Raw genomic sequence first — 24056 nt, forward strand, 5'->3', positions numbered from 1 at the left:
TAATGACTGAAAGTTTTGCACAGCTATTTGAAGAGAGCCTCAAAGAGCTGGAAATGGCGCCAGGTTCGATTGTTTCTGGCACAGTGGTGGCGATTGAAAATGACTTTGTTATTGTCAACGCAGGATTAAAATCTGAGGGTGTCATCCCTGTTGAGCAGTTCCGTGATGAGAAAGGACAGCTTGGCATTAAAGTGGGTGATGTAGTTAAGGTTGCCTTAGAAGCCCTAGAGGATGGTTTTGGTACGACGCTTTTATCAAGAGAGAAAGCGAAGCGTGCAGAGTCTTGGCAGGTATTGGAGAAAGCCTTTACTGAGCAAGAAACCGTTACTGGCTATATTATAGGTAAAGTACGCGGTGGTTTAACGGTTGATATCAACGGTATTAATGCGTTTCTACCTGGCTCTTTGGTTGATGTACGTCCACTTAGAGACACGGCGCACCTTGAAGGTCAAGAGCTTGAGTTTAAATTGGTAAAGCTTGATGCACCGACCAATAACATTGTTGTTTCACGCCGCGCTGTACTCGAAGAGTCTTACAGTGAAGAGCGTCAAAAGCTGCTTGAAAAAATGGAAGAAGGCATTGTCGTAAAAGGTGTGGTTAAAAACCTCACTGATTACGGTGCGTTCATTGAATTGGGCGGAATTGATGGCTTGCTTCACATTACTGATATGGCGTGGAAGCGTGTTAAGCATCCAAGTGAGTTGCTAAGCGTAGGCCAGGAAATCGATGTGAAAGTACTTAAGTTCGATAAAGAGCGCAGCCGTGTTTCTTTAGGTCTTAAGCAACTGCAAGCCGACCCATGGGAGCAGTTGATCGGCAATCATAAAGTCGGTGACAAGCTTAAAGCAAAAGTCACTAACCTTACCGATTACGGCTGCTTTGCTGAGCTGGATCAAGGTGTTGAAGGCTTGGTGCACGTATCAGAAATGGATTGGACGAATCGCAATATTCATCCATCCAAAGTGGTTCAAGTGGGTGACATCATTGACGTTATGCTACTCGATATTGATCAGCAGCGCCGACGTATCTCTTTAGGGATGAAGCAATGCTCTGAGAACCCATGGCAGCAATTTGCATCGACCTTTAATAAAGGTGATCGTCTATCTGGCCAAATCAAGTCGATTACAGACTTTGGAATCTTTGTTGGACTAGAAGGTAATATCGACGGCCTTGTTCATATGTCAGACTTGTCGTGGGATGAGCCGGGCGAAGAGGCGGTTAAGCGTTTCAGCAAAGGGCAACAGGTTGAGACGGTTGTTTTATCCGTTGATCCTGAGCGTGAGCGTATCGCGTTGGGTATTAAGCAAGTTGATTCAGATCCGTTTGCAGAGTATGCCGAAAGCCATCCTAAAGGAACGGTTGTTAAGGGCTCGGTTGTTTCTGTCGATGAGCGTCAAGCACTGGTCGGTCTAGCAGAGGGCGTTGAAGGAATTCTGAAGGTGTCAGAAATCTCCAAAGATCGCGTTGATAACTTGCCAGCACTCTATCCAGTAGGAACTGAGATTGAAGCCGCGATTATCAGTGTTGATCGTCGCAATCGCACTTTGAATTTGTCGGTGAAGCAGCTTTCGGATCAGGAAGAGAAGCAAGCAATTAAATCGGTTCAGGAGCAAGTGGTTCCTGAAGCGGCTGGCCCGACAACCATTGGCGACTTGATCAAAGCACAAATGAAGAAAAACACTAAATAAGCACCTGCGGACCGGGGTGCCATAGTTGTCGGGTTAGGTCTAACCCGACATTAACTTAAGTGGAGGAATAACATGACTAAATCAGAGCTTATTGAGCGCCTGATAGATCAGCACCCACAGCTTTCTGTTAAAGATGTTGAGCTTGCCGTGAAAACGATGCTTGATCATATGACAGAAGCGCTTTCTAGCGGTGATCGAATAGAGATTCGAGGTTTTGGCAGTTTCTCGCTTCACTACCGTGCTCCGCGAATTGGTCGCAACCCAAAAACAGGGGAATCGGTTTCATTGGACGCGAAATATGTTCCTCATTTTAAGCCAGGTAAAGAAATGCGCGATCAGGTCAACGATAGCCTGAATGCGAGTATGTAGACTCTAACCTATGGGAGGGTAGCGCGTGCGCTTAATTAAACGAATCATATTATTTATTGTGCTGTTATGCGTGTTGGTGATTGGTATTCTGTTCGCAATACATAACACAACACCTGTCACAATTGATTTGATTTTCTTCACCTTGCCTCAAGCAAGTCTTTCACTATGGTTGTTAGGCGCGTTTTTGGTTGGGGGTGTTCTGGGTGTTGTGCTTAGTTCATTTATTATTTTTTCACTGAAAGCAAAAATACACTTTTTGAAGAAAAATATTCAATCGGCTAAGTCGGAACTGGATAAGCTCAAAACATCTGGTGTCAAAGATCTGGTTTGACCCAAATGCTATGTTTCTATCGGCAGTGTATCGAACACTGCCTTTTTTATTGCAGATCTTCCGATGTTATAGGTAGGCTTTATGCAAAAAGACGCTAAACAAATTATTGTTGCTTTAGATTATCACAATGCTGCGGACGCGCTAGCAATGGCCTCTTCATTGAATCCTGATGATTGTCGAGTTAAAGTGGGTAAAGAGCTTTTTACATTGACAGGTCCGAGCATTGTTGAGGCACTGCAGGCAAAGGGGTTTGACGTTTTTTTAGATTTGAAGTTTCATGACATTCCCAATACAACGGCAATGGCGGTTAAGGCGGCGGCTGAAATGGGGGTGTGGATGGTGAATGTCCATGCATCGGGTGGTCGGCGAATGATGGAAGCTGCCAAAAATGCCTTAATGCAAGTCAATCAGCAGCAGACCCTACTGATTGCTGTCACGGTTTTAACGAGCTTAGAGCAGGTTGATTTAGCCGAAATAGGCTTGAATATCTCTCCCTTAGAGCAGGTTAAGCGGCTCGCGCTTTTGACAGAAGCATCAGGTCTTGATGGGGTTGTATGCTCCGCACAAGAAGCAAAAATGCTAAGAGAATGCATCTCACCGGACTTTGCTTTGGTGACGCCCGGAATTCGTCCTGCCAGTGCTGAAATCGGCGATCAAAAACGAGTTATGACGCCATTTGAGGCTGTTCAGTCTGGCAGTGATTACTTAGTCATAGGTCGTCCAATTACGCGCTCAGCGGATCCTCAAGCCATGTGTCGCTTGATCCAGGAAAGCCTTATTGTTTGATGTTTCGTTAATAAAATTTGAGAGACTATGCATTTCAGCTAGACAAAGAAATGCATATTTATTATATTGAACCTATCGGCAAGGGTTGCCGACATTTAACTTATAAGGACGTAAACATGAAAAAATCTCGCCTTTTATCCTGCGCGTTACTTGCTACTTCTCTTTTTGCCTCTTTATCCTTTGCATCTGATAAAATCAATTTAAACACAGCGTCCGCCTCTGAATTGGCAAATGCCCTGCAGGGTATAGGTGTGGCTCGTGCTGAATTGATTGTGGAGTACCGAGATGCAAAGGGGCCTTTTGTGTCCGTTGAAGAATTAACAGAAGTGAGCGGTATAGGTCCAGCAACGTTGGAAAGAAATCGTGCAATTTTGACGGTGTCTGACGAGGGCAGTAAAGAGTAGAGTGGGTTGGGGCACGGTGTTTACCGTGCCTTTTTCAAAGTACAAATGCCAAAACTACGGGGATAAAGAGCAGGCTTCCTATGTTGCCAATTAATACGATGGCCGCAACTAAATGTGGCTCTTGATTGTAGCGCTCGGAGACCATGTAGTTTAATACAGCGGGTGGAAGCGCTGCGAAAATCAACAAATAGCCAAAATGGGCGGGTTCAAGCTTAAAGAAGGGTTGCAGCAGTAAGGCCAAAATTAACCCAGAGGCTGGAGCGAGTATGGCACCCCATAATCCAATTTTCCAATGCGTAAAGTCAATGCTGGTCATGCGTACGCCTAGTGCAAAGAGCATAAGAGGGATAGCGATTTGCCCGAGCATGTCGATAAAGGTTTGTAATGCAGAAGGCAGGGTAAAATGACTGTAACTCCAAAAAATACCCGCAATTGTGGCGATAATCATTGGCATTTTGAGCAGATTGAGTAATTTGGTTTTATTGTCGAGAATATAAAGACCCAGTGTAAAATGAAGCAAATTCTCGACTAGAAATAGGACGACAGCTGCGGGTAAAGCGGCCTCACCAAATGCCAGAACAATGAGTGGAATACCAAGATTACCACTGTTCGTAAACATCATGGGAGGCAAAAAGGTTTTGGGCTTCACTCCAATGAGTCGGCATAGAGGCCAAATTAAAACACCCGAAAGAATGACAATGAGCCCCGCAGCCAACGCAAGAGGGTAGTAGTTTTGCAAATCAAAGCTTTCCGCTGACATGACCGAAAAAATGAGAGCGGGTGTGAAAATATCAATATTGATTTTGTTTGCGACAGCCATGTCAGTTGGGCGTTTACGAGCGTAAAAATAGCCAACACATACAATTGCAAGCAGTGGAAAGATGGTTTGAAAAATTCGCTCTGCAACCGAAAATGAGAAAATATCCATGATTTAAAAAAGCCGATAGAAAAAAGAAAACTATACGGCTTTGTTCAGAAAATACCAGCCTCATGGCTGTTGTCTCTTGAATTAATTGCCCTTACGGTCGGTTTTGTTCGATGGCCTTTGATTGCTGATCCAAAAGATACAGAATCGAGCGATATTCAATGCCACTGTGCTGTGTGAGTCCTATTTCACAGGTTCTGCTTGTTGAAGCCCCCATATCACAGGTTTGCACAGCCGTTTTTAATGTCCGCAATGAAGAGGCATTGAGTTCAGGATGGGTAAAGCCTTTATCGCCAGCAAAGCCGCAGCAGGTGATTTGATCTGGCAGCACAATATGTGATGCACAGCGACGACTGATTCGAATCAGCGCATCGGCTAGTCCCATTTTGACGGTGCTGCAGGTTACATGCACAGCGAGTTGCATTTCTTTTGCTTCAATATCAAGTTTGTTCAATACAAAACGGTCAATGAACTCGACGCTGTCAAAGATTTGCAAGCGTGGGTCAAGATTGTCTTTCATCCGCAGGCTGCAGGGGCTAGTGTCAGAAAAGATAGGAACAGTGCCATCTTGTGTGAGTTCAAGTAGCGTTGTGTTGAGTTCGTCAGATTTCAACTTCGCTGCTTCAAACAGGCCCTTGGATTCAAACGGCATCCCACAGCAAAGTTGCTCAATTTTGGGTGGAAAAATAACTTCAAATCCGGCTTTGGTTAAAAGGTTCAGTGTGACTTCATGGAGCGATCGGGTTTCTGTATCTTGTGATGATGTACCGAATGTCCGGCTGGCACAGCTCGCAAAATAAATAACCTTGCTACTCGGATTTGTCTGTGAGGGTAGCTCCCGTGCTTGAATTCTATTCGCGGCCCTTGGCATAGACGGTGACCAGGTTGGAACCTTCCCTTGTGATAGTCGTGTAATACCAGAAGAGGTTTTACGAAGAAAATTGGCTCCCAATACGCGTTGCGTCTGGTGTGCTACTGTCAACAATATGCGACCTGACGCTAAAAGCGTGGAAAAATTTTGTGCGAGCCAGTTGGCCTTTTTAGTCCAAGTAATATGGTTCTCAGCTCGAATAGCACGAGTTAAGTTACCCGTGTTAATGGAAACTGGACAGGTGTTTGCACATAGTCCGCAGGCTGCACAGGTTTCCTCCCCTTGGTATTGATAATCCGCTTCCAGACGCTTTAAACGCTCAGGGTTACTGCCTGTTCGACGCAATTCGGAAATCTCACGCCAAATGACTATTCTTTGTCGTGGTGTCAGTGTCAATGCTCTTGATGGGCATGAAGGTTCACAAAAACCACATTCAATGCACTTGTCTATCAATGGGTGTGCAGCGGGCATGGGTTTAAGGTTGGCTAGATGTACCTGAGGGTCTTCATTCAATAAAACGCCCGGATTGAGTAAGTTGTTCGGATCCAGTCGTTTTTTAAGGCTCCACATAAGTTGATAGGCATCCTTTCCCCATTCCCGTTCAACAAAGGGGGCCATGTTGCGGCCGGTACCGTGCTCCGCTTTCAAGGAGCCATCGTATTTATCGACAACCAAACGAGCGACATCCTCCATTAGCTGCTCGTAACGTTTAACTTCATCTTTGCTATCAAAGGATTGGGTAAAGACAAAGTGAAGATTGCCTTCTAATGCGTGCCCAAATATTAAGGCTTCATGATAGTTAAGTTGCTTGAAAATCGAGTGGAGATCTTCAACGGCATCCGCAAGTCGTTCAACTGGAAACGCGACATCCTCAATAATGACGGTCGTCCCAGTTAATCTTACGGCGCCTACGGCTGGAAACAGGCCTTTTCGAATTGCCCAAAATTCTGCACAGCGAGAAGGGTCTGTATAAAATTCAACTTGGGATGCCGTCTCGAATTGACTTAAGGTTGCAATAATTTCATTAATGGCTTGGTTAAGTTGATGTTCGTTGCTAGCACGGGTTTCAACAAGAAGTGCAGCTGCGTTTGGGTTAAGGTCAGATATAAAGTCAGGCATTCCGGGCTTATGCATGACTGAGGTGAGTCCGGCGCGGTCAATAAGCTCCACTGCAGCAACGGGTGTATGTTTTAGAGCGGCAACGGCTTCGCAGGTAACGCGTACACTGTTAAAAAAAATGAGTGCTGACGCTTTGTGGGGATGTTCCTCAACGGTGTTGTAGGTGATTTCAGAAATAAATCCAAGCGTACCTTCTGAACCAATCATTAAATGCTGAAGAATATCAATTGGATCGGTAAAGTCGATCAGGGAATTGATTGCATACCCCGTGGTGTTTTTTAGTCTATACTTATGCTTAATTCGTTCTGTGAGTGCTTGATTAGCAAGTGTTTGTTCTGCCAATAAGCTTAGCTCATTTAACAGGGTTGCGTGTGATTGTTTAAATGCCTGAATCGAATCAGGGCATGCTGTGTCAAGTAGGCTACCGTCAGCAAGGATTAAACGCATTGACTTTAGCGTTTGGTAACTGTTTTGCGCTGTTCCACAACACATACCACTGGCATTGTTTGCAGCAATCCCCCCAATTTTTGCTGCATTGATGGAGGCTGGATCAGGCCCTATCTTACGTTGAAAGGGGAGCAGGTATTTATTTGCATTTCCGCCAATAACACCCGGTTGCAACGAAATTTGCATGGTATCTTGCGAAATTTTGTAGCCATCCCAGCCGTCAGCAAGCACAATAAGAACAGAGTCTGTGATCGCTTGTCCGGATAAACTCGTGCCAGCAGCTCTGAAGGTTACTGATATTCTGTGCTTATTTGCTGCTTTTAAAAGTTGTTGTATTTCCGTTTCTGAAGTGGCTTGAACAACGATTTGAGGTACGAGACGATAGAAGCTTGCATCTGTTCCATACGCAAGCGTACGTAAGGGGTCGGTGATAAGGCGCGATAGAGGGATAAATGAACTGATATCATCAAAAAAGGGTTGAAAGTGCGTATTCATTGACGTTCCTGAACAATTAATTGGTAATACCAATTTACATTTATTATGGTTTAACTTTATTCTTTATGTTTGGTTTCGTCAATCCATTCAATAAATATAGTGCTTTTCTGTGTTTCTATGTTTTACTTATTGGTAATACCAATTTTATACGGGGTGTGTAAGTAAGGTTGATGGGGTATCTTAGAGTGAAACAGCCAAAAATTTCAGATGTGATCATGCAACAAATGGAAGCGATGATCTTAGAAGGTGCGCTTAAGCCTGGTCAGCGTTTGCCGCCTGAGCGAGAATTGGCATTAAGGTTCGAAGTGTCAAGGCCGTCTGTTCGTGAAGCTGTGCAGAAAATGGTGGCAAAGGGGTTGTTGAGCAGTCGGCAAGGGGGAGGGACCTATGTAACCGAGCGCTTAGGCGAGAGTTTGTCAGATCCATTGTTGGATTTGTTTAAACACCACCCAGAAGCTCAATATGATTTACTTGAGTTTCGTCATGCGCTTGAAGGTGTGTCAGCTTACTACGCGGCCATGCGGAGCACAGCGGCTGATAAGCGTGAAATTCGTAAGTGCTACGAGGACTTGCAGCGCTATCATGATGAAAAAGCCTTTGATAAAGAAGTCATGGCGGATGTCGATTTCCATCTAGCGATAGCGGCGTCAACACATAATATGGTCTTGCTGCATATGATGAGAGCTTTATTTACGCTGTTGCGACACCACATAGGTGATAACCTGAAAAATATCTATCCAAAAGATAACTGGAGATCTAGCATTCATTCTCAGCACGGTGTTTTGCTGGAGGCCATTGAGAATGGCGAGCCCGAAAAAGCTCGAAAGGCAGCCCATGATCATCTTATGTTTGTTGAAGAGGCGCTTTTGGAGCAAGGGCGGGAAAATACACGTCTTGAAAGGTCACTGCGGCGTTCTTCATTAACCGATGTAGATGAGTCTTAATGAAAACTTTTGTATTTTTACTACAAAAATAGCCTTTAACTCTTAAGCTGACGTCAATATTTGGTATCTTATAGACAGTTATTCCATTATTGCGTAGTATTACTACACGAAATTACCAAAAAAAACTGTGCAATGCAGCATGAAAACATGCCTAAGGGCGTCTAGTCTTTCAAAACACGGTTAAAAACTGACTGGAGAATAACAAAGTGCAAGATATCATCGACGATGTAGATCCAATTGAAACTCAGGAATGGCTTGAAGCCCTCGAGTCGGTTGCGAAAAATGAGGGCAGTGATCGGGCTCGCTATCTGTTGAAAAAACTTGGCCATAAAGCCTCAGAAATAGGTCTAGGTGCGGCGGGAACATTAACTACGCCTTACCGTAACACGATCAATCCGCGTGACGAAGCTCGTATGCCGGGTGATTTGTTTATGGAGCGTCGCATACGCTCATTTATCCGCTGGAACGCGATGGCAATGGTGATGCGTGCCAACAACAATAGCGATGCGTTGGGCGGCCATATATCAAGCTTTTCATCCTCAGCAACTCTTTATGATATTGGTTTTAACTATTTCTTTCATGGTCCAGAAGGTGACCGTGAGTCGGATATGGTGTTTTTCCAAGGGCACATTTCTCCAGGAATCTATGCTAGAGCGTATCTAGAAGGGCGCTTGACAGAAGAGCAGATGGATAATTTCCGCCGTGAAGTTGATGGAAATGGTTTATCTTCCTATCCACACCCATGGTTAATGCCGAATTTTTGGCAGTTCCCAACCGTATCGATGGGTCTCGGTCCAATTCAGGCGATTTACCAAGCACATGTCATGCGCTATTTGTCAGCGCGTGACTTGGTCAAACGTGGAAACCGTAAAGTCTGGGCATTCCTTGGCGATGGCGAGTGCGATGAGCCAGAATCCTTGGGTGCAATTTCATTGGCTGGACGTGAGCAGCTCGAAAACTTGGTTTTCGTTGTTAACTGTAACTTGCAGCGCTTGGATGGCCCCGTTCGTGGTAACGGTAAAATTGTACAAGAACTCGAATCCATTTTCCGTGGTGCGGGTTGGAACGTCATCAAGTGTCTATGGGGACGTCATTGGGATCCTTTGTTTGAAAAGGATTCGAAAGGGTTGCTGCAAAAGCGCATGGATGAAGTGGTTGATGGTGAGTTGCAAAATTATAAAGCCAACGGCGGCGCTTACACGCGTGAACATTTCTTCGGAAAATACCCTGAGCTGCTAGAAATGGTCAGTGATATGACCGATCAGGATATTATGAATCTGAACCGTGGTGGCCATGACCCGTACAAGGTGTATGCGGCTTACAATGCGGCCATGAATCACAAAGGACAGCCTACCGTTATCTTAGCGCAAACTGTTAAAGGCTATGGTACTGGTAAGTCAGGAGAGGCGAAAAACGATACGCACTCCATGAAGAAAGTGGCACTGGATGATCTAAAAGCCTTCCGTGACAACTTTAATATTCCGCTTACCGATGATCAGCTCGAAGATCTTCCTTACTACCGTCCATCACCTGACTCACCTGAAATGAAGTACATGTTCGAGCGACGCAAGCAGCTAGGTGGTTTCTATCCTGCGCGACGTAATGAGTTCCAGCAGTTGGAAACACCTGACCTTGAGGTCTTCAGTGGACAACTCAAAGGGACCGGTGAGCGTGAAATTTCAACTCAAATGGCTCTGAACCGTGTTCTAAGCACTTTGGTGAAAGACAAGAACATTGGTAATCGCATTGTTCCGATTGTACCAGACGAGGCCCGTACCTTTGGTATGGAAGGTATGTTCCGCCAGTTAGGTATCTATACGTCTCAAGGGCAACGCTACACGCCTCATGATCGTGATCAGATCATGTTTTACAAAGAGTCTAAAACTGGACAAATCCTAGAAGAAGGTATCAACGAGTCTGGTGCATTTAGTGCTTGGTTGGCTTGTGCGACTTCGTACAGCAACAACAACTGCCCAGTGATTCCTTTTTACATTTTTTACTCTATGTTTGGATTCCAGCGTGTAATGGATCTGACATGGGCAGCGGGCGACTCTCAAGCGCGTGGCTTCTTGATCGGAGCAACCTCAGGTCGTACGACGCTTAATGGTGAAGGTTTGCAGCACCAGGACGGTCACAGCCATCTTATGGCTCAAATGATCCCGAACTGTGTAAGCTATGATCCAACCTATGGTTATGAGTTGACAGTCATTGTTCAAGATGGCTTGAAGCGCATGTTCCATGATCAAGAAAACAAGTTTTACTACATCACGACTTTGAATGAAAACTACACTCACCCAGATATGCCAACGGGTGCTGAGGAAGGAATCATTAAAGGGATGTATTTGTTAGATGAAGGGAAAAAAGCTGACCTTAAAGTTCAATTAATGGGCTGTGGTTCGATCCTTCGTGAAGTCAGAGAAGCTGCACTGATTCTGCGTGATGAGTTTGGTGTGGAATCAGATGTATGGAGTACTACTTCTATCAATGAACTGCGTCGCGATGCGATGGCTGTTTACCGTTGGAATTTCCTCCACCCAGAAGAAGCGCCGCGTGAGTCGTTTATTGAGCAATGCTTAAAAGGCCATGAAGGTCCAGTGATTGCATCAACTGACTATATGCGTATGTATGCTGATCAGTTGCGCGAATACATTCCACGCCGTTATAAAGTATTGGGTACAGATGGTTTTGGTCGCTCTGATACGCGTGCGAAACTGCGCGAATTCTTCGAAGTGAATCGCTATTATGTCGTTGTTGCAGCTTTAAAAGCCCTGCAGGAAGAAGGCAAACTGGAGGCTTCAGTCGTCGCCAAAGCCATGCAGAAGTTTAATATTAATCCTGAAAAACCGGCTCCTTGGACCGTGTGATAACAGGCACTTCTGATAGGTTAAGCGAGAGGATATTATTGTGAGCAAACTGACAGTTACAATTCCTGACCTAAGCGGTGCATCAGATGTTGATGTTATCGAAGTGTTGGTCAAAGTGGGTGATCGTGTGAATGAAGGCGATAGCCTTATCGCACTTGAAACGGATAAAGCGTCTATGGAAGTGCCTTCAACCGCTTCCGGCGTGATCACAGCTTTTCATGTTAAAGAGGGTGATCAGGTTAATGAAGGCGACTTACTGCTAGAACTTGAAGTCGAATCGTCAGCGGCACCAGAAGTTTCCGTGGCAAAGGAAGACGTGAAAGAGCCCGTGGTAGTTGCACCGGTGGCCAGTCCGGCACCCGTTGCCGCGTCTACTTCTGTTGAAAAGGTTTTAATTCCTGATTTAAGTGGCGCTTCTGATGTAGATGTCATCGAAGTGCTAGTAAAAGTCGGCGACAGTGTTAACGAAGGCGATAGCCTTATTACACTGGAGACAGATAAGGCTTCGATGGAAGTTCCAGCGCCATCATCCGGGGTTATTAAAGCTTTGCACATTAAAGAAGGTGATAAGGTTAACGAAGGTGACTTGTTAATCGAGCTTGAGAGTGCTTCAGCTACTGTAGCTACTGTAGCTGCAGTGGCTGAAGCTACAGTTCCTTCTGCAGTGACTACAGAAGCGGCGCCTGCGCCTGCTGCAGCTGTTGTGTCTTCTGATGTGCAATCAGTCTTGATCCCAGATCTCAGTGGCGCTTCAGATGTTGATGTCATTGAAGTTCTAGTAAAAGAGGGTGATAGCATCAATGAAGGCGATAGCCTGATTACTCTAGAGACTGATAAAGCGTCGATGGAAGTTCCTGCTCCCTTTGGTGGAGTGATCACTTCCATGAAGATTAAGGTGGGCGACAAGGTTAACGAAGGTGACTTGCTGCTTGAGGTGGAGGTTAAGGGGGCTGCATCAGTTGCGACTGTTGCGGCATCACCAGCACCAGCACCAGCACCTGCTGCATCGGCGCCGAGCGCGCAGGCTCCTTCTGTCGCTAAGACTAGTGCTCCAGTTGATTTAGCCAATCTTGAAAAGTCCAATCGTCAAGTGCATGCTGGGCCAGCGGTACGGGCTTTGGCACGCGAGTTTGGGGTTGATTTGTCTCGCGTGACAGGTACAGGATCCAAAGGACGTATTCTTAAGGAAGACGTGCAGCTCTATGTCAAAACGACATTGAAGCAGTTGAGCGAGAAGCCGCAATCAGCTCCAGCGCTTGCCAGTGGTTCAGGGATACCTGCTATTCCGGCTGTCGATTTCAGTAAGTTTGGTGAAATCGAAATGGTTAAGTTGAATAAAATCGATAAGGTGACGCGTGATAATATGTCGCGTTGCTGGTTGAATATTCCTCATGTAACCCAGTTTGATGACGCGGATATCACGGCTCTGGAAGCTTTCCGTAAAGAAGTTAAGGATGAGGCACTGAAATCTGGCGTTAAGTTGACTCCTTTGCCTTTCTTGATCAAAGCCTGTGCAATCGCTCTCAAGCGTCATCAGAAGTTCAATGCGTCTTTGCATGCTGATGGTGAGCATATTGTGTATAAAAAATATGTAAACATTGGCTTGGCTGTTGATACGCCAAATGGACTCATGGTTCCTGTCATCAAAGATGCGGATCAAAAGTCTGTGTATGAATTGTCAAAAGAGTCAGTTGAGTTAGCTGGAAAAGCAAAAGATCGTAAGTTGAAGCCAAATGAGATGCAGGGCGCTTGCTTTACGATCTCTAGCTTAGGTGGAATTGGCGGTAAAGGGTTTACGCCGATTGTAAATGCGCCTGAAGTAGCCATTTTGGGTGTGTCTAAAGCCGATATTCAGCCTCGCTGGAATGGAAAAGAGTTTGAGCCTCGTTTGATGCTGCCTTTGTGCTTGTCCTATGATCATCGTGCAATTAACGGTGGGGATGCAGGCCGGTTCTTAACCGACTTGAATGCACTGTTGAGTGATATTCGACGCTTGTTACTCTAAGGTAAACTCCCTTTGAAAAAGGCTCCTTTGTGGAGCCTTTTTTGTTTGCCCTGTGAAGCTGGTAACCCCATCAGGCTAAAATCTGAGTCACCTTGCTGGGGAGGGAATGTTTGCTGGTCTAAAGACAAGACCTAAAGACCTAAAGACCTAAAGACTTAAAGACTTAAAGATCGAAAGACGTGGGATGGTAGGGGCAGTGAGAGGATTCAGAAATGAAAAAGCTCCGACTAGCGGAGCTTTTATATAAAGGATCTTAGATTATTGCTTTTTATCTTTTAGACGCTCTTCCCAGAAGGTCGCATTCTTGATGCCAAGCTTCACTGGGTCGAAGGTGATTGGACCACCTGCTTTTTTCTGAGCTTCATAGTCTCTTAGTGCGATCATAGTCGGCTTCGCAACGAAGAAGATAATGATGATACCTACAATGTTAATCCAAGCCATGAGGCCTACACCAACGTCACCTAAGTCCCAAATATAACCAGCACTGTTAACGGTGCCGTACGCCACCATAAACATGATGACAAGCTTAACGATGGTTAATGGGATGTTGATTTTGAATAGGCTGTTCAGATACGCAACATTGGTTTCAGCAATGTAGTAGTAAGCCAAGATAGTGGTGAAGGCAAAGAAGAAGAGTGCAAACCCTACAAACATTGGGCCTATGTTACCAAAGACACTTAACAGTGCCATCTGAGTGAAGGCTGCAGATCCAATAACAGTTGATGCATCAACGTTTTGTACAATGAACTGGCCTGCTTCGAGCGTGCCTTGGACGTTGTACTGTTGTGTGATCAAAATCATGAACGCTGTTGCAGAGCAAACGAACAGTGTATCAACATACACAGAAAATGCTTGCACGAGACCTTGCTGTGCTGGGTGATCAACTTCCGCTGCAGCAGCTGCATGAGGGCCAGTACCTTGTCCAGCTTCGTTTGAGTAGATACCACGCTTCACACCCCAGCCAATCGCGGCACCAAAGCCTGCTTGAGCTGTGAAAGCGTCAGACAGAATTAAGCCAAAAATGCCAGGCAGTTTGTCGAGGTTTAAGAAGATAATGATCAAGGCCATAACGATATAACCGAGGGCCATGAAAGGAACAACGATCTGTGTAAAGTGAGCAATGCGCTTAATACCACCAAAAATGATAAACGCAAGTACGATCAATATAACCGCCAAGGCAATCAGCTTGTTCGTGCCGACTTCACCATAACTGCTACTGACCATGTTGCCATCACCAAAAACCTGAGTGAAGGCATTACCTACCGCGTTGGCTTGGATTCCGGGTAAGAACACACCGCACGCAATAATTGCAGAAATAGCAAAGAGAACCCCTAACCAGCGCCAACCTAGGCAACGGTCAAAGTAATAGGCGGGTCCACCGCGATACTGGCCATTATCGTTAACCTTGTAAATTTGACCTAGGGTTGATTCTGCATATGCGGTACTTGCACCTAAGAAAGCAACCACCCACATCCAGAAGATTGCACCGGGTCCACCAAAACCAATCGCTGCAGCAACACCCGCAATATTACCTACACCCACACGACCGGAGAGGGAAACTGCAAGTGCTTGAAATGAAGAGATGCCCTGTGCAGATTCACGTGAGCTAAACAGCAAACGCCACATTTCTTTAAAGTGGCGAACTTGTGCAAACCGGGTAAGAATTGAATAGAACAAGCCTGCGCCCAAGCAGAGGTAGATGAGAGCATTGCTCCAAATATAGCCATTGAGCGTATTAACAAGTGTTTCCATTGTTAGTTCCTGGTTCATTATTGTTGTTAAATCAGCTAAACGCTGAAGCCGGATATTTTCCTACAACATATATCTAATATCTATCAATAACACTATATAATATGGCTAAATATGCCTTTATTACGATATTATTTCCTGTTTTTTGATTTAAAAACAGGATAAAAAAGTAAGCAATATGAGTTGCTGATAAAAATGTTATGGTTGAATCAGTTTTTAATCTATGTAATACAATGGCTTAGAATGGGTGTGCTTCGTTACAGCTCGTTTGGTTTGAATGTTGGTAGTGTTTCTCCGATTCAGTTAGTGAGGTCTGAGTCATAAAGGGGAAACACAATTCATGTAAGCGTGAAGTATTCGATGTGTGTGGGAGGTCGATATCCACATCAAGCATGTGAATATCGACGAGATGTAAAGCTTAGAGGCTTAGTGCAGCAATGCCCGCTTTCGCAATCTGAGCGTCTTCGTTTGATTTAACACCTGACACACCGACAGCGCCAATCACTTGGTTATCGACAATAACAGGAACCCCACCTTCAAGTGTGGCGCTAATAACAGGGGCTGATAAAAACGCATTGCGCCCTGCATTGATCATATCTTCATACACCTTTGTTTCACGTCGACCGAGGGCAGCCGTTCTGGCTTTTTCGATGGCGATATAGGATCCGACAGGTGCGCATGCTTCGGTACGCTGCATCGCCAGCAAATGGCCACCGTCGTCAACGATAGCAATGGCGACGGCCCATTGGTTGTCATTCGCCTCTTGTGCGGCTGCAGCCAAAATCTGTTGGGCATCTGCAAGCGATAAAGCGTGTTTAGTGTACATATAGAAAAACTCCTAATAAGGTTATTTGTGATCGTTTAGGGCACGTTCGAGAATTTCAATCCAGTGCAAAACAGGTGTTCTGTCTGCAGAATTGAGGTGTGTTTGGCAGCCAATATTAGCTGTTGCAATAACATCTGGCTGTTCTTTTTCCAAGGCATCAAGCTTGTTGTCTCGTAATTGTATAGACAATTTGGGTTGAGTAATAGAATAGGTTCCTGCAGATCCGCAACATAAATGGCTATTTTCGACGTGAGTTAATGAAAATCCAAGATTTTTAAGTAGAGACTCAACTTTGCCATTCAGTTTGAGTGCATGCTGAAGTGTGCAGGGGCAGTGGAAGGCGATCCGAGCGTTGGTGTCGGGTTTAAGCGTTTCCAAATTTTCGTTTAGTAAAACCTCAATAAGATCCACACTGAGTTCGGAAATGCGTTTTGCTTTGTGCGCATAGTCAGTATCATGCTTAAGTAGATGGCCATAGTCTTTAATAAAGGCACCGCAGCCACTCGCCGTTTGAATAATGCCTTCTGCTCCCGCGTCAATGCTTGGCCACCAAGCATCGATGTTTTTCTTGGCTCTTTCCAAAGCCCTTTCATGCGCATTTAAATGATAATCTACCGCACCACAGCAGCCTGCTTCTCGAATACTGACAAGATTTATGCCAAGTCTATCCAATACACGTGCTGCCGCTGCATTGGTGTTAGGTGACAAGCTTGGCTGAACACAGCCTTCTAGTACTAAATAGGTTCGAGTGTGAAGGGTATCGGGTCGATTCAGTTTTTTTGTCGGTGCCGCAAGGGGAATTTTGTATTTTAGGGCCTTAGGTAAAATTGGACGTAGCCATTGTCCTGTTTTGAGTAGAGGAGTAAACACGATTGGATTTGGAATGACGTGTCTAAGGGTATTACGTGTAAATTTTTCAACAAGTGGACGTCCAACCTTGTCTTCAATGGCGGCTCTACCTATGTCTAAAAGTGTATGGTACTCCACACCTGAAGGGCAGGTGGTTTCGCAGTTACGACAGGATAAACAACGATCAAGGTGCTGTTGTGTTTCTCGACTGATGTCGGCTCCTTCTAAAAAGTTTTTAATTAAATAAATGCGTCCTCTTGGTCCATCTAGTTCATCTCCCAGCAGTTGATAGGTGGGGCAGGTTGCTGTGCAGAAGCCACAGTGTACGCAACTGCGTAAAATCTCTTCGGCCTCTTTAGCACGAGGCAATTTTTTAGCTTCATCAGACAGGTTTGTTTGCATGTGGCTCTCTCTTTTAATAATCGCTATACATGCGGCCGAGATTGAATAGTTGAGTTGGATCCAGTTGCGCTTTCAGTCGTTGGTGGTAGCGCATTAATAGCGTTGGCAACGGGTGGAAAGGTGTCGTCGTAATACCCGGTGTAAAAGCCGTGGCGTGTCCACCAAGCTGAGCGACGGCTGTTCGAATGGCTTCGGGTGACTGTGATGTTTTTAGCCAGCGCTGAGCACCGCCCCAGTCAAGAATTTGCTCACCCGGAAGGGTGAGTGCCTGACTTTGAGAGGGAACTGAACATCGCCAAAGCAAACCAGAATCCTTAAAGAAAGGAAGTTGATGCTCTTTTAGGTTTAGCCAAAAGTTTGGATCAATGGCACTGCCATTTAATTGATTTGAAAAGGTTTTGACGGAGCTGTCGCCACCCTCAAGCCTTAAATAAAGGGTGTCATTAAAAAAGCAGGCAGCGGTTAAGGGGAGCGAGGCTTGCCCCCATTTTTCTAAGCAAGCGAGCGCATCCTTTTGAGATATTTGAAGTGATAGGTGCTGCTGATGTTTCGGTTTAGGTAAGACTTTCATCGATACTTCGGTGATAAGGCCGAGGCATCCGTAGCTTCCTACCATGAGTCGTGAGACATCATAGCCCGCAACATTTTTCATCACCTCTCCACCAAATCGTAATAACTTACCCTGTCCGGTGATGACTTTGGTACCCAAGACAAAATCACGAACGGATCCAGACCAAGGTCTGCGTGGTCCAGAAAGACCCGCTGCAACCATGCCGCCGACGGTGGCTGCTTCCCCAAAATGAGGTGGCTCAAACGCCAGCATTTGCCCTTTTTCGTCTAAGATGCTCTCTAACTCGGCTAAAGGCGTACCCGCGCGAACGGTAACGACCAGCTCAGTAGGATCATAACTCACAATCCCAGAGTGTGCTTTGGTGCAGATGGTTGATGCATCCACAGGGCGGCCTAGGAAGGACTTGGTGTTGCCACCTTGTATGCTGAGGGATTTTTTTTCAGAGAGAGCTTGATGGATTTGTTCCAATAATAAGGCTTCAGATGTCGCTGAAGGGCGCTCACCTGGGCGATAGGGAGAGTCATGTGCATGAGACGGTGCTAGGGTCATTAGAAACGCTCCAGTTCAGGAAAGGGGAGTTCGCCATGGTGAATATGCATTTTTCCGAACTCAGCGCAACGATGTAGGGTTGGAATGTTTTTTCCTGGGTTTAGCAAAGTTTTTGGGTCAAAGGCTGCTTTCACCGCGTGAAATACTTCAATTTCATCGTTATTAAATTGTGAGCACATTTGATTGATTTTTTCACGGCCAACACCATGCTCGCCCGTTATAGAGCCTCCAACTTTAACGCATAGTTCTAAAATCTTACCGCCCAGTGCCTCGGCCTTTTCTAATTCTCCGGGTTGGTTTGCATCAAATAGAATCAACGGATGCATATTGCCATCCCCTGCATGGAAGACATTAGCAACGGCTAGACCGTACTCTTCGGATAAGGCTTGGATGCCCGTCAGGACGTTGGGGAGTTCTCGGCGAGGGATGGTGCCATCCATACAATAGTAGTCAGGAGAAATACGACCAACGGCTGGAAAGGCATTTTTACGTCCCGCCCAAAAACGTTGGCGTTCAGCCTCATCCTTTGCCATTTGAATAGCGGTTGCGCCGGAGTTTTCGAGCACAGAGCGAACGATTTGACAATCTTCGTCAACGTCAGACTCAACGCCATCGAGTTCGCAGAGTAAAATGGCTTGTGCGTCGATTGGATATCCTGCGTGGATAAAGTCTTCAGCCGCTTTAATGGCAAGGTTGTCCATCATTTCAAGACCGCCTGGAATGATGCCTGCCGCAATAATATTGCCAACGGCCTGGCCTGCTTTGCCAATGTCATCAAAGCTGGCCATTAATACCTTTGCAACCTTGGGTTTGGGTAAAAGCTTCACCGTGACCTCAACCACAATACCGAGCATCCCCTCAGAGCCCGTAAATAAAGCGAGGAGGTCAAAGCCCGCAGTGTCAAGAGCATCGCTGCCCAGCGTTAAAAACTCACCTTCAACGGTAATAATATTGATTTTTAGAAGATTATGTACGGTTAATCCGTATTTGAGACAATGAACCCCTCCTGCGTTTTCGGCAACATTACCACCAATTGAACAGGCAATTTGTGACGAGGGATCCGGTGCATAGTAAAGACCATACGGAGCACTCGCTTCTGAAATGGCAAGATTTCGAACACCGGGTTGCACACGGGCAAAGCGACCTTCTGGATTGATTTCAAGAATTTTGTTTAGTTTTGCCAGAACCAGCAATACGCCTTGCTCAATAGGCAGTGCGCCCCCAGAAAGCCCAGTGCCTGCACCTCTTGCCACAACAGGAGCGCCAAAGTCATGACAAATCTTCATGATCTTCTGAACTTGGTCAACGGTTTCTGGTAAGACCACAAGCAAGGGTTTTGTGCGATAGGCTGACAGACCATCGCATTCATAGGGTGCTAAGTCTTCGTCTTTGTAAAGAAGATGAAGACTGGGCAAGTGTGCGATCAGCTCTTGTACCAGAGCTGATCGATCTACACGCGGTAATTTTCCATCAATACGTTCATCATGCAAGATATTCATTGCGTTCACCTAAAGTTGGGTTACAGCAATCTTGGTATCTGAAGTGCATTAGGTCAATAAATTCAGCCTCTGGTCTGACCAGTAATTGATAGCCTCCGTTGGTTAGGGTATGGGTAAAGTCCTTTGAGCAAGTGTTTTAAGCGTTACATAATCTATTTTGCCGGTTCCAAGTAGCGGTAATGTGTCAACGTATTGTATTTCACGAGGCACCGCGATCTCACTCACCCCCGATGCTTGTGCATGCTTCAAGAGTTGATCTTTCGTGAGGGTTGGGTCGGTTGTGAATAGCACCAAAGCTTCGCCTTTTCGGGTATCGGGTCTAGAGGAGACGGCATGGAGCTTGTCGGGTGAAACCGCATAGGCAAGAGTTTCTGCAACTTCTAAGCTAATCATTTCACCCGCGAGTTTCGCAAAGCGCTTTAATCGACCAATGATTGCGATGTATCCATCGTTATCTATTTCAACAATATCGCCTGTTTCGTACCAGCCGTCACCTACACTGGACGTGGGAGGTTGTAGAATGCCGGGTTGATCCACTTTTAAGTAGCCGGACATCACATTGGGTCCTCGTACATGCAGCGCGCCGCCTTGTTCAATGCCTTCTATGGGCGTGATGCGAGACTCAATCAAGGGAAGAAACTGTCCGACGCTCCCATAGCGATAGGCCATCGGAGTGTTCACGGCCAATACGGGTGCGGTTTCGGTTGTGCCGTAGCCTTCAAATACACGCAGACCAAACTTATCGAACCAAAGATTGCGCACAGAGTCCGTTAGTTTTTCAGCTCCCGCAACCACATAGCGTAAGCGGTGGAAGTCATAGGGGTGTGCGTATTTTCCATAATGATTTAAGAAAGTAGAGGTGCCAAATAGGATTGTACATCCTCGATCATAGGATAATTCTGGAATTATTCGATAATGCAGGGGAGTTGGATACAAAAATAGGCTCATCCCCGATAGAACAGGCAAAAGAGCACCTGCCGTTAAACCAAATGAGTGAAAGATAGGTAAGGCATTAAACACCTTGTCGTAGACTGAAAAGTCAGTTACTGCCCGTATTTGGTTAATGTTGGCCATGATGGCACGGTGAGAGAGAACAACCCCTTTGGGTTTGCCTTCAGAGCCTGATGTGTACAAAACAACTGCGGTGGATTCCGTGGAGGCAGGCTTCTCAAAGGATAAGGGGCGATGAAGTGCCCAGCCCACCAGCCATAATTTGTCTGCAAGCGTGATGCTGGCACGAATATCCTCTAAGTAATGAAAGGTGATTCCGCGCAATTGAGCTATTTTATCCTCAAGCTTTGCTTGCTCTATGAAGGCCTTAGAGGTGATGATTTTTGTCACTTTGGCTACGTCGCAGGCAGATTGTAGTGCCTCGACTCCTGCTGTGTAGTTCAGTAGGGCTGGGACGCGTTGTCGAGCGGTCATGCCAAAAATCAACCCAAGGGTCGGAGCAAGATTCGGTAATAGAACACCGATATTTTCGTGTTCACTTGAAAATGCTTCCGTTTTTTTTCCAAGCATTAACGCCATTTTGAGCAGGTCGTTGTAGGAGTATTCAATTTGCTTGATATCTTCAACCAGCTTACGACGCTTACCGTACAGTTTGCTTGCGTGGCATAGAGAGGAAAAGAGCGTTTCAGGTTTGCGCGAAGTGAAAATCATCTCTTGCATCACGCGTCTGAGGGCTTCTCCTGCTCTTTTTCGACGTAGCTTTGCACTTTCACCCTCAGGCATTGTGAAGGGGCGTGTAGGTAAGAAGGTTAAGCTGAGCTTGGGAAAGAGTTGTCGTGGGTGCTTGCCTGACAGTCTGGAAAAATACGTGCGTGAAGCGCCGTCGATGCACACGGGTAGCAGTGTTGCTTGTGCCTTAGCCGCGACAAAAGCGGGGCCTTCGTATATTTTCATTAAGGAACCTGTCTGGGTGATACGCTTCGGGGAAGATCACAACGGGTCTGCCAGACTCGATAAGTCTAATGACGGTTTTCATTGCCATCGGGTGGGCAGGGTCGACTAAGACAAATTCAACTTTGGAAAGAAAAAAACGGAAAAAAGGATTGGCGCTGACATCAGAGTGCACGACAAAGACGGGTTTAATCGGTAAGTAGAGCGCCAGTAACATACCGTCAATAAAAGACTGATGATTTGCAATAATCAGCAAACGCGGTTGTGAGAAATCAACGCCTTCTTGTTGGTGAAGTGTTAATTTGAATAAGCGTTCAAAAATTGTCCTTAAAAGGTATTCCGTTATCCTGCGTATCATAATGGTCTTTAGCATCAAATTGGGGGTTAAAGAAATGTTGTCTCAATACTGGCGTTTTAGTCTTTGTAAGTTGACCCGATTTGTCAAGTTTGGTTCATAAATGTCCTCAGTGTCTTTGCGTACAATTCTGGTCTGACCAGTTTTAAAAGCTGGATTGCGTTTAGCGTTTATAATTCCTGAACAGATCAAGCTATGATGGTGGAAATAGGATCATACTCGCCCTCTTGGTTGTACCGGGTGCATCGAGGTATTTATGTCAAAAACAACGGCACAGGTTGCTGATCAGGTGGCAGAGAAAATTGAAACGCTGATCTTAGATGGTGTGTTAAGCGTCGGGCAGCGTTTGCCTTCTGAACGACGTTTAACCGAAAAGCTGGCTGTTTCGCGTTCTGGCTTACGAGAGGGGTTAAAGCTACTAAGGGCGCGCGGTATTATTCGAACGGAACAGGGTAAGGGCTCTTATGTTGCGCCTCTGCTAAACGGACCCTCCAGTCCCTTAATGCATTTGTTTAGCGATCATCCCCGCACCCTGTATGATTTGCTAGAGGTTCGTGCTCTCTTAGAGGGTGAGTCTGCGCGTCTGGCCGCGATGAGAGCTACAGACGCCGATATGATTATGATTCGTCGGCGCTATGTGGAGTGGGCAGAGGCTCATAAAGGGGGTAAGGCACTTAAGCCCCAGGAACATGCTCGTTTAGATCATGCTTTTCATCTGGCTATTTGTGAGGCTTCCCACAATCCCGTACTCGTGCAAACACTGCAATCGCTGACAGACTTAATGATTAGCTCAGTGTTTGCCTCTGTAAATAATTTGTACCATCGCCCTGCTGCTATGTGTCAAATTAATAAGCAGCATGCAAGTCTGTTTGACGCTGTTATTGATAAAGACCCCGAGAGCTCAGAGGGCGGCAGTGGATCACATTCACAGTATTCGAGACAGTCTGTATGAAATTGAAGCTGAAGAACAGCGTTTAATACGAGCATCCATGCGTTTAAATGGATGGTAATTGTTATAGAGGATTGAAGTGTATGTTGCAGGGCTTATTTATTTTATTGTTGTGTCAGTTGCTGGGTGAGCTTTTGATGATGGCCATCAATGCACCTATTCCCGGACCAGTTGCTGGAATGCTTATCTTGTTGGTAGGTTGATGATTCTAGGGCGCGTGCCAGATGGTTTGCGTTTGACAGCGACAGGTTTGATTTCGCACCTTTCCTTGTTATTTATTCCCGCAGGCGTTGGCTTGATGGTCTTTGCTGATCAGATAAAACAACAATGGTGGATCATATTGGTGGCACTTTTGGTCAGTACATTTTTGACCCTGATCGTGGCGGCGTGGGTGATGGAAAGGTTTAAGTCAAAGGAAGGTCAGGATCATGGAGTTAACTAAGTTCTGGGTCTATTTTTCAGCGCAGCCTCTGTTTTGGATTATTGTTACGCTGGCTGTGTTTATGCTGGCGAAAAAACTGAATGAGTGGGCGAAGGGCTCGGCTTTTTTACATCCAGTGCTGGTTGCCATGGCCATTATCATTACACTGTTGATGCACACAGGCACGGAGTATGATGCCTATTTTTCGGGAGCACAATTTATCCATTTTTTACTGGGGCCGGCGACAGTTGCCTTGGCCATTCCACTGTTCGATCACTTGGCGCGTATTCGACGTTTATTTTTTCCCGTTTTGCTTGCCTGTCTATCGGGGAGTGTGACGGCGGTGATCACGGTGGTTGCCATAGGTCATGTCTTGGGGGGATCTACAGAGGTGCTTCTATCCTTAGCGCCTAAGTCGGTGACCTCACCGATTGCGATCGGGATTGCAGAACAAATCGGTGGCTATCCATCCTTGGCGGCTGGACTTGCTTGATTACAGGGGTGATGGGGTGTTTGTTGGCCCCTTTAGTCTTCCGTTTGTTCAACGTAAAGCGTCAGGCGAGTCAAGGATTCGCTCTGGGGTTGGCGGCTCATGGTTTTGGGACGGCTTATGCGATGCAATTAAGCACTCTGACCGGCGCCTTTGCTGGGTTAGCCATGGGGTTAACCGGTGTGCTTAGTTCGATTTTGGTGCCCTTTGTTGTTCGCTTGATGGGTTTATAAAAATAATACAGCG

General features: G+C 45.9%; 19 protein-coding genes and 1 pseudogene. 11 read left to right on the forward strand and 9 right to left on the reverse strand.

Going from position 1 to position 24056, the window contains the following annotated elements; translation table 11 throughout:
* Positions 1-2 precede the first annotated feature (2 nt).
* From rpsA to D791_RS06670, 5 genes are all read left to right on the forward strand, one after another.
* Positions 3-1688: a 30S ribosomal protein S1 gene (gene rpsA / locus D791_RS06650; RefSeq protein ID WP_036509432.1), complete on the forward strand. Its 1686-nt coding sequence runs from the start codon at positions 3-5 to the stop codon at positions 1686-1688.
* Positions 1689-1760: 72 nt separating this feature from the next.
* The gene (gene ihfB / locus D791_RS06655; RefSeq protein ID WP_036509435.1) at positions 1761-2057 is read left to right on the forward strand and encodes an integration host factor subunit beta; all 297 of its coding nucleotides are present in this window, start codon (positions 1761-1763) and stop codon (positions 2055-2057) included.
* 25 nt (positions 2058-2082) lie between these two features.
* A complete protein-coding gene (locus D791_RS06660; protein ID WP_036509439.1) occupies positions 2083-2388 on the forward strand; it encodes a lipopolysaccharide assembly protein LapA domain-containing protein in 306 nt (101 codons plus the stop codon).
* A gap of 81 nt (positions 2389-2469) precedes the next feature.
* Positions 2470-3174, forward strand: coding sequence for an orotidine-5'-phosphate decarboxylase (pyrF, locus tag D791_RS06665; protein ID WP_036509441.1), 705 nt, complete (start codon positions 2470-2472; stop codon positions 3172-3174).
* Positions 3175-3290: 116 nt separating this feature from the next.
* A complete protein-coding gene (locus D791_RS06670) occupies positions 3291-3578 on the forward strand; it encodes a ComEA family DNA-binding protein (RefSeq protein ID WP_036509444.1) in 288 nt (95 codons plus the stop codon).
* Between the two features lie 34 nt (positions 3579-3612).
* On the opposite strand, the gene D791_RS06675 is transcribed toward D791_RS06670, so the two are convergent.
* Both D791_RS06675 and D791_RS06680 read right to left on the reverse strand, forming a co-directional pair.
* On the reverse strand, positions 3613-4506 hold the full coding sequence (locus tag D791_RS06675) for an AEC family transporter (protein ID WP_036509446.1): 894 nt from the start codon (positions 4504-4506) through the stop codon (positions 3613-3615).
* Positions 4507-4597: 91 nt separating this feature from the next.
* Positions 4598-7435 (reverse strand): FAD-binding and (Fe-S)-binding domain-containing protein, encoded by a 2838-nt coding sequence (locus tag D791_RS06680; protein ID WP_036509449.1) that lies wholly within the window; start codon positions 7433-7435, stop codon positions 4598-4600.
* Between the two features lie 170 nt (positions 7436-7605).
* Between D791_RS06680 and pdhR the strand changes: the two genes are divergently transcribed.
* The 3 genes from pdhR (at position 7606) to aceF (ending at position 13248) form a co-directional block, all read left to right on the forward strand.
* Positions 7606-8379, forward strand: coding sequence for a pyruvate dehydrogenase complex transcriptional repressor PdhR (pdhR, locus tag D791_RS06685; protein ID WP_036509451.1), 774 nt, complete (start codon positions 7606-7608; stop codon positions 8377-8379).
* 206 nt (positions 8380-8585) lie between these two features.
* Positions 8586-11243, forward strand: a complete 2658-nt coding sequence (gene aceE, locus D791_RS06690) for a pyruvate dehydrogenase (acetyl-transferring), homodimeric type (protein ID WP_237748541.1) — start codon at positions 8586-8588, stop codon at positions 11241-11243.
* 40 nt (positions 11244-11283) lie between these two features.
* Complete coding sequence (aceF, locus tag D791_RS06695; RefSeq protein WP_036509454.1) at positions 11284-13248, forward strand: dihydrolipoyllysine-residue acetyltransferase; 1965 nt, start codon at positions 11284-11286, stop codon at positions 13246-13248.
* Between the two features lie 258 nt (positions 13249-13506).
* On the opposite strand, the gene D791_RS06700 is transcribed toward aceF, so the two are convergent.
* The 7 genes from D791_RS06700 to D791_RS20315 all read right to left on the reverse strand — a co-directional run bounded on the left by D791_RS06700 (position 13507) and on the right by D791_RS20315 (position 21953).
* Positions 13507-15000 (reverse strand): alanine/glycine:cation symporter family protein, encoded by a 1494-nt coding sequence (locus D791_RS06700; protein ID WP_036509457.1) that lies wholly within the window; start codon positions 14998-15000, stop codon positions 13507-13509.
* A gap of 415 nt (positions 15001-15415) precedes the next feature.
* Positions 15416-15823: a heme-binding protein gene (locus D791_RS06705; RefSeq protein ID WP_036509459.1), complete on the reverse strand. Its 408-nt coding sequence runs from the start codon at positions 15821-15823 to the stop codon at positions 15416-15418.
* 21 nt (positions 15824-15844) lie between these two features.
* Positions 15845-17074 (reverse strand): glycolate oxidase subunit GlcF, encoded by a 1230-nt coding sequence (glcF, locus tag D791_RS06710; RefSeq protein ID WP_036509461.1) that lies wholly within the window; start codon positions 17072-17074, stop codon positions 15845-15847.
* Between the two features lie 13 nt (positions 17075-17087).
* The gene (gene glcE / locus D791_RS06715; protein ID WP_081763767.1) at positions 17088-18194 is read right to left on the reverse strand and encodes a glycolate oxidase subunit GlcE; all 1107 of its coding nucleotides are present in this window, start codon (positions 18192-18194) and stop codon (positions 17088-17090) included.
* Positions 18194-19693: a glycolate oxidase subunit GlcD gene (gene glcD / locus D791_RS06720; RefSeq protein ID WP_036509463.1), complete on the reverse strand. Its 1500-nt coding sequence runs from the start codon at positions 19691-19693 to the stop codon at positions 18194-18196. Before glcD ends, glcE begins: the two co-directional genes overlap by 1 nt.
* Positions 19694-19795: 102 nt before the next feature.
* A complete protein-coding gene (locus D791_RS06725; protein WP_202806825.1) occupies positions 19796-21598 on the reverse strand; it encodes an AMP-binding protein in 1803 nt (600 codons plus the stop codon).
* Positions 21561-21953: a 1-acyl-sn-glycerol-3-phosphate acyltransferase gene (locus D791_RS20315; RefSeq protein ID WP_202806826.1), complete on the reverse strand. Its 393-nt coding sequence runs from the start codon at positions 21951-21953 to the stop codon at positions 21561-21563. The genes D791_RS06725 and D791_RS20315 overlap by 38 nt, the downstream gene beginning before the upstream one ends.
* 253 nt (positions 21954-22206) lie before the next feature.
* Here D791_RS20315 and glcC point away from each other — a divergent pair, with 253 nt between their 5' ends.
* The 3 genes and pseudogenes from glcC to D791_RS06740 all read left to right on the forward strand — a co-directional run bounded on the left by glcC (position 22207) and on the right by D791_RS06740 (position 24043).
* A complete protein-coding gene (gene glcC, locus D791_RS06730) occupies positions 22207-22902 on the forward strand; it encodes a transcriptional regulator GlcC (protein WP_337588612.1) in 696 nt (231 codons plus the stop codon).
* Between the two features lie 199 nt (positions 22903-23101).
* Positions 23102-23341, forward strand: a complete 240-nt coding sequence (locus tag D791_RS06735) for a CidA/LrgA family protein (RefSeq protein ID WP_237748542.1) — start codon at positions 23102-23104, stop codon at positions 23339-23341.
* Positions 23342-23402: 61 nt separating this feature from the next.
* Positions 23403-24043 (forward strand): annotated as a pseudogene (locus tag D791_RS06740) (LrgB family protein).
* The last annotated feature ends 13 nt before the right edge of the window (positions 24044-24056 follow it).

The organism is Nitrincola nitratireducens (genome assembly GCF_000585235.1).
Lineage (GTDB): Bacteria > Pseudomonadota > Gammaproteobacteria > Pseudomonadales > Balneatricaceae > Nitrincola > Nitrincola alkalisediminis.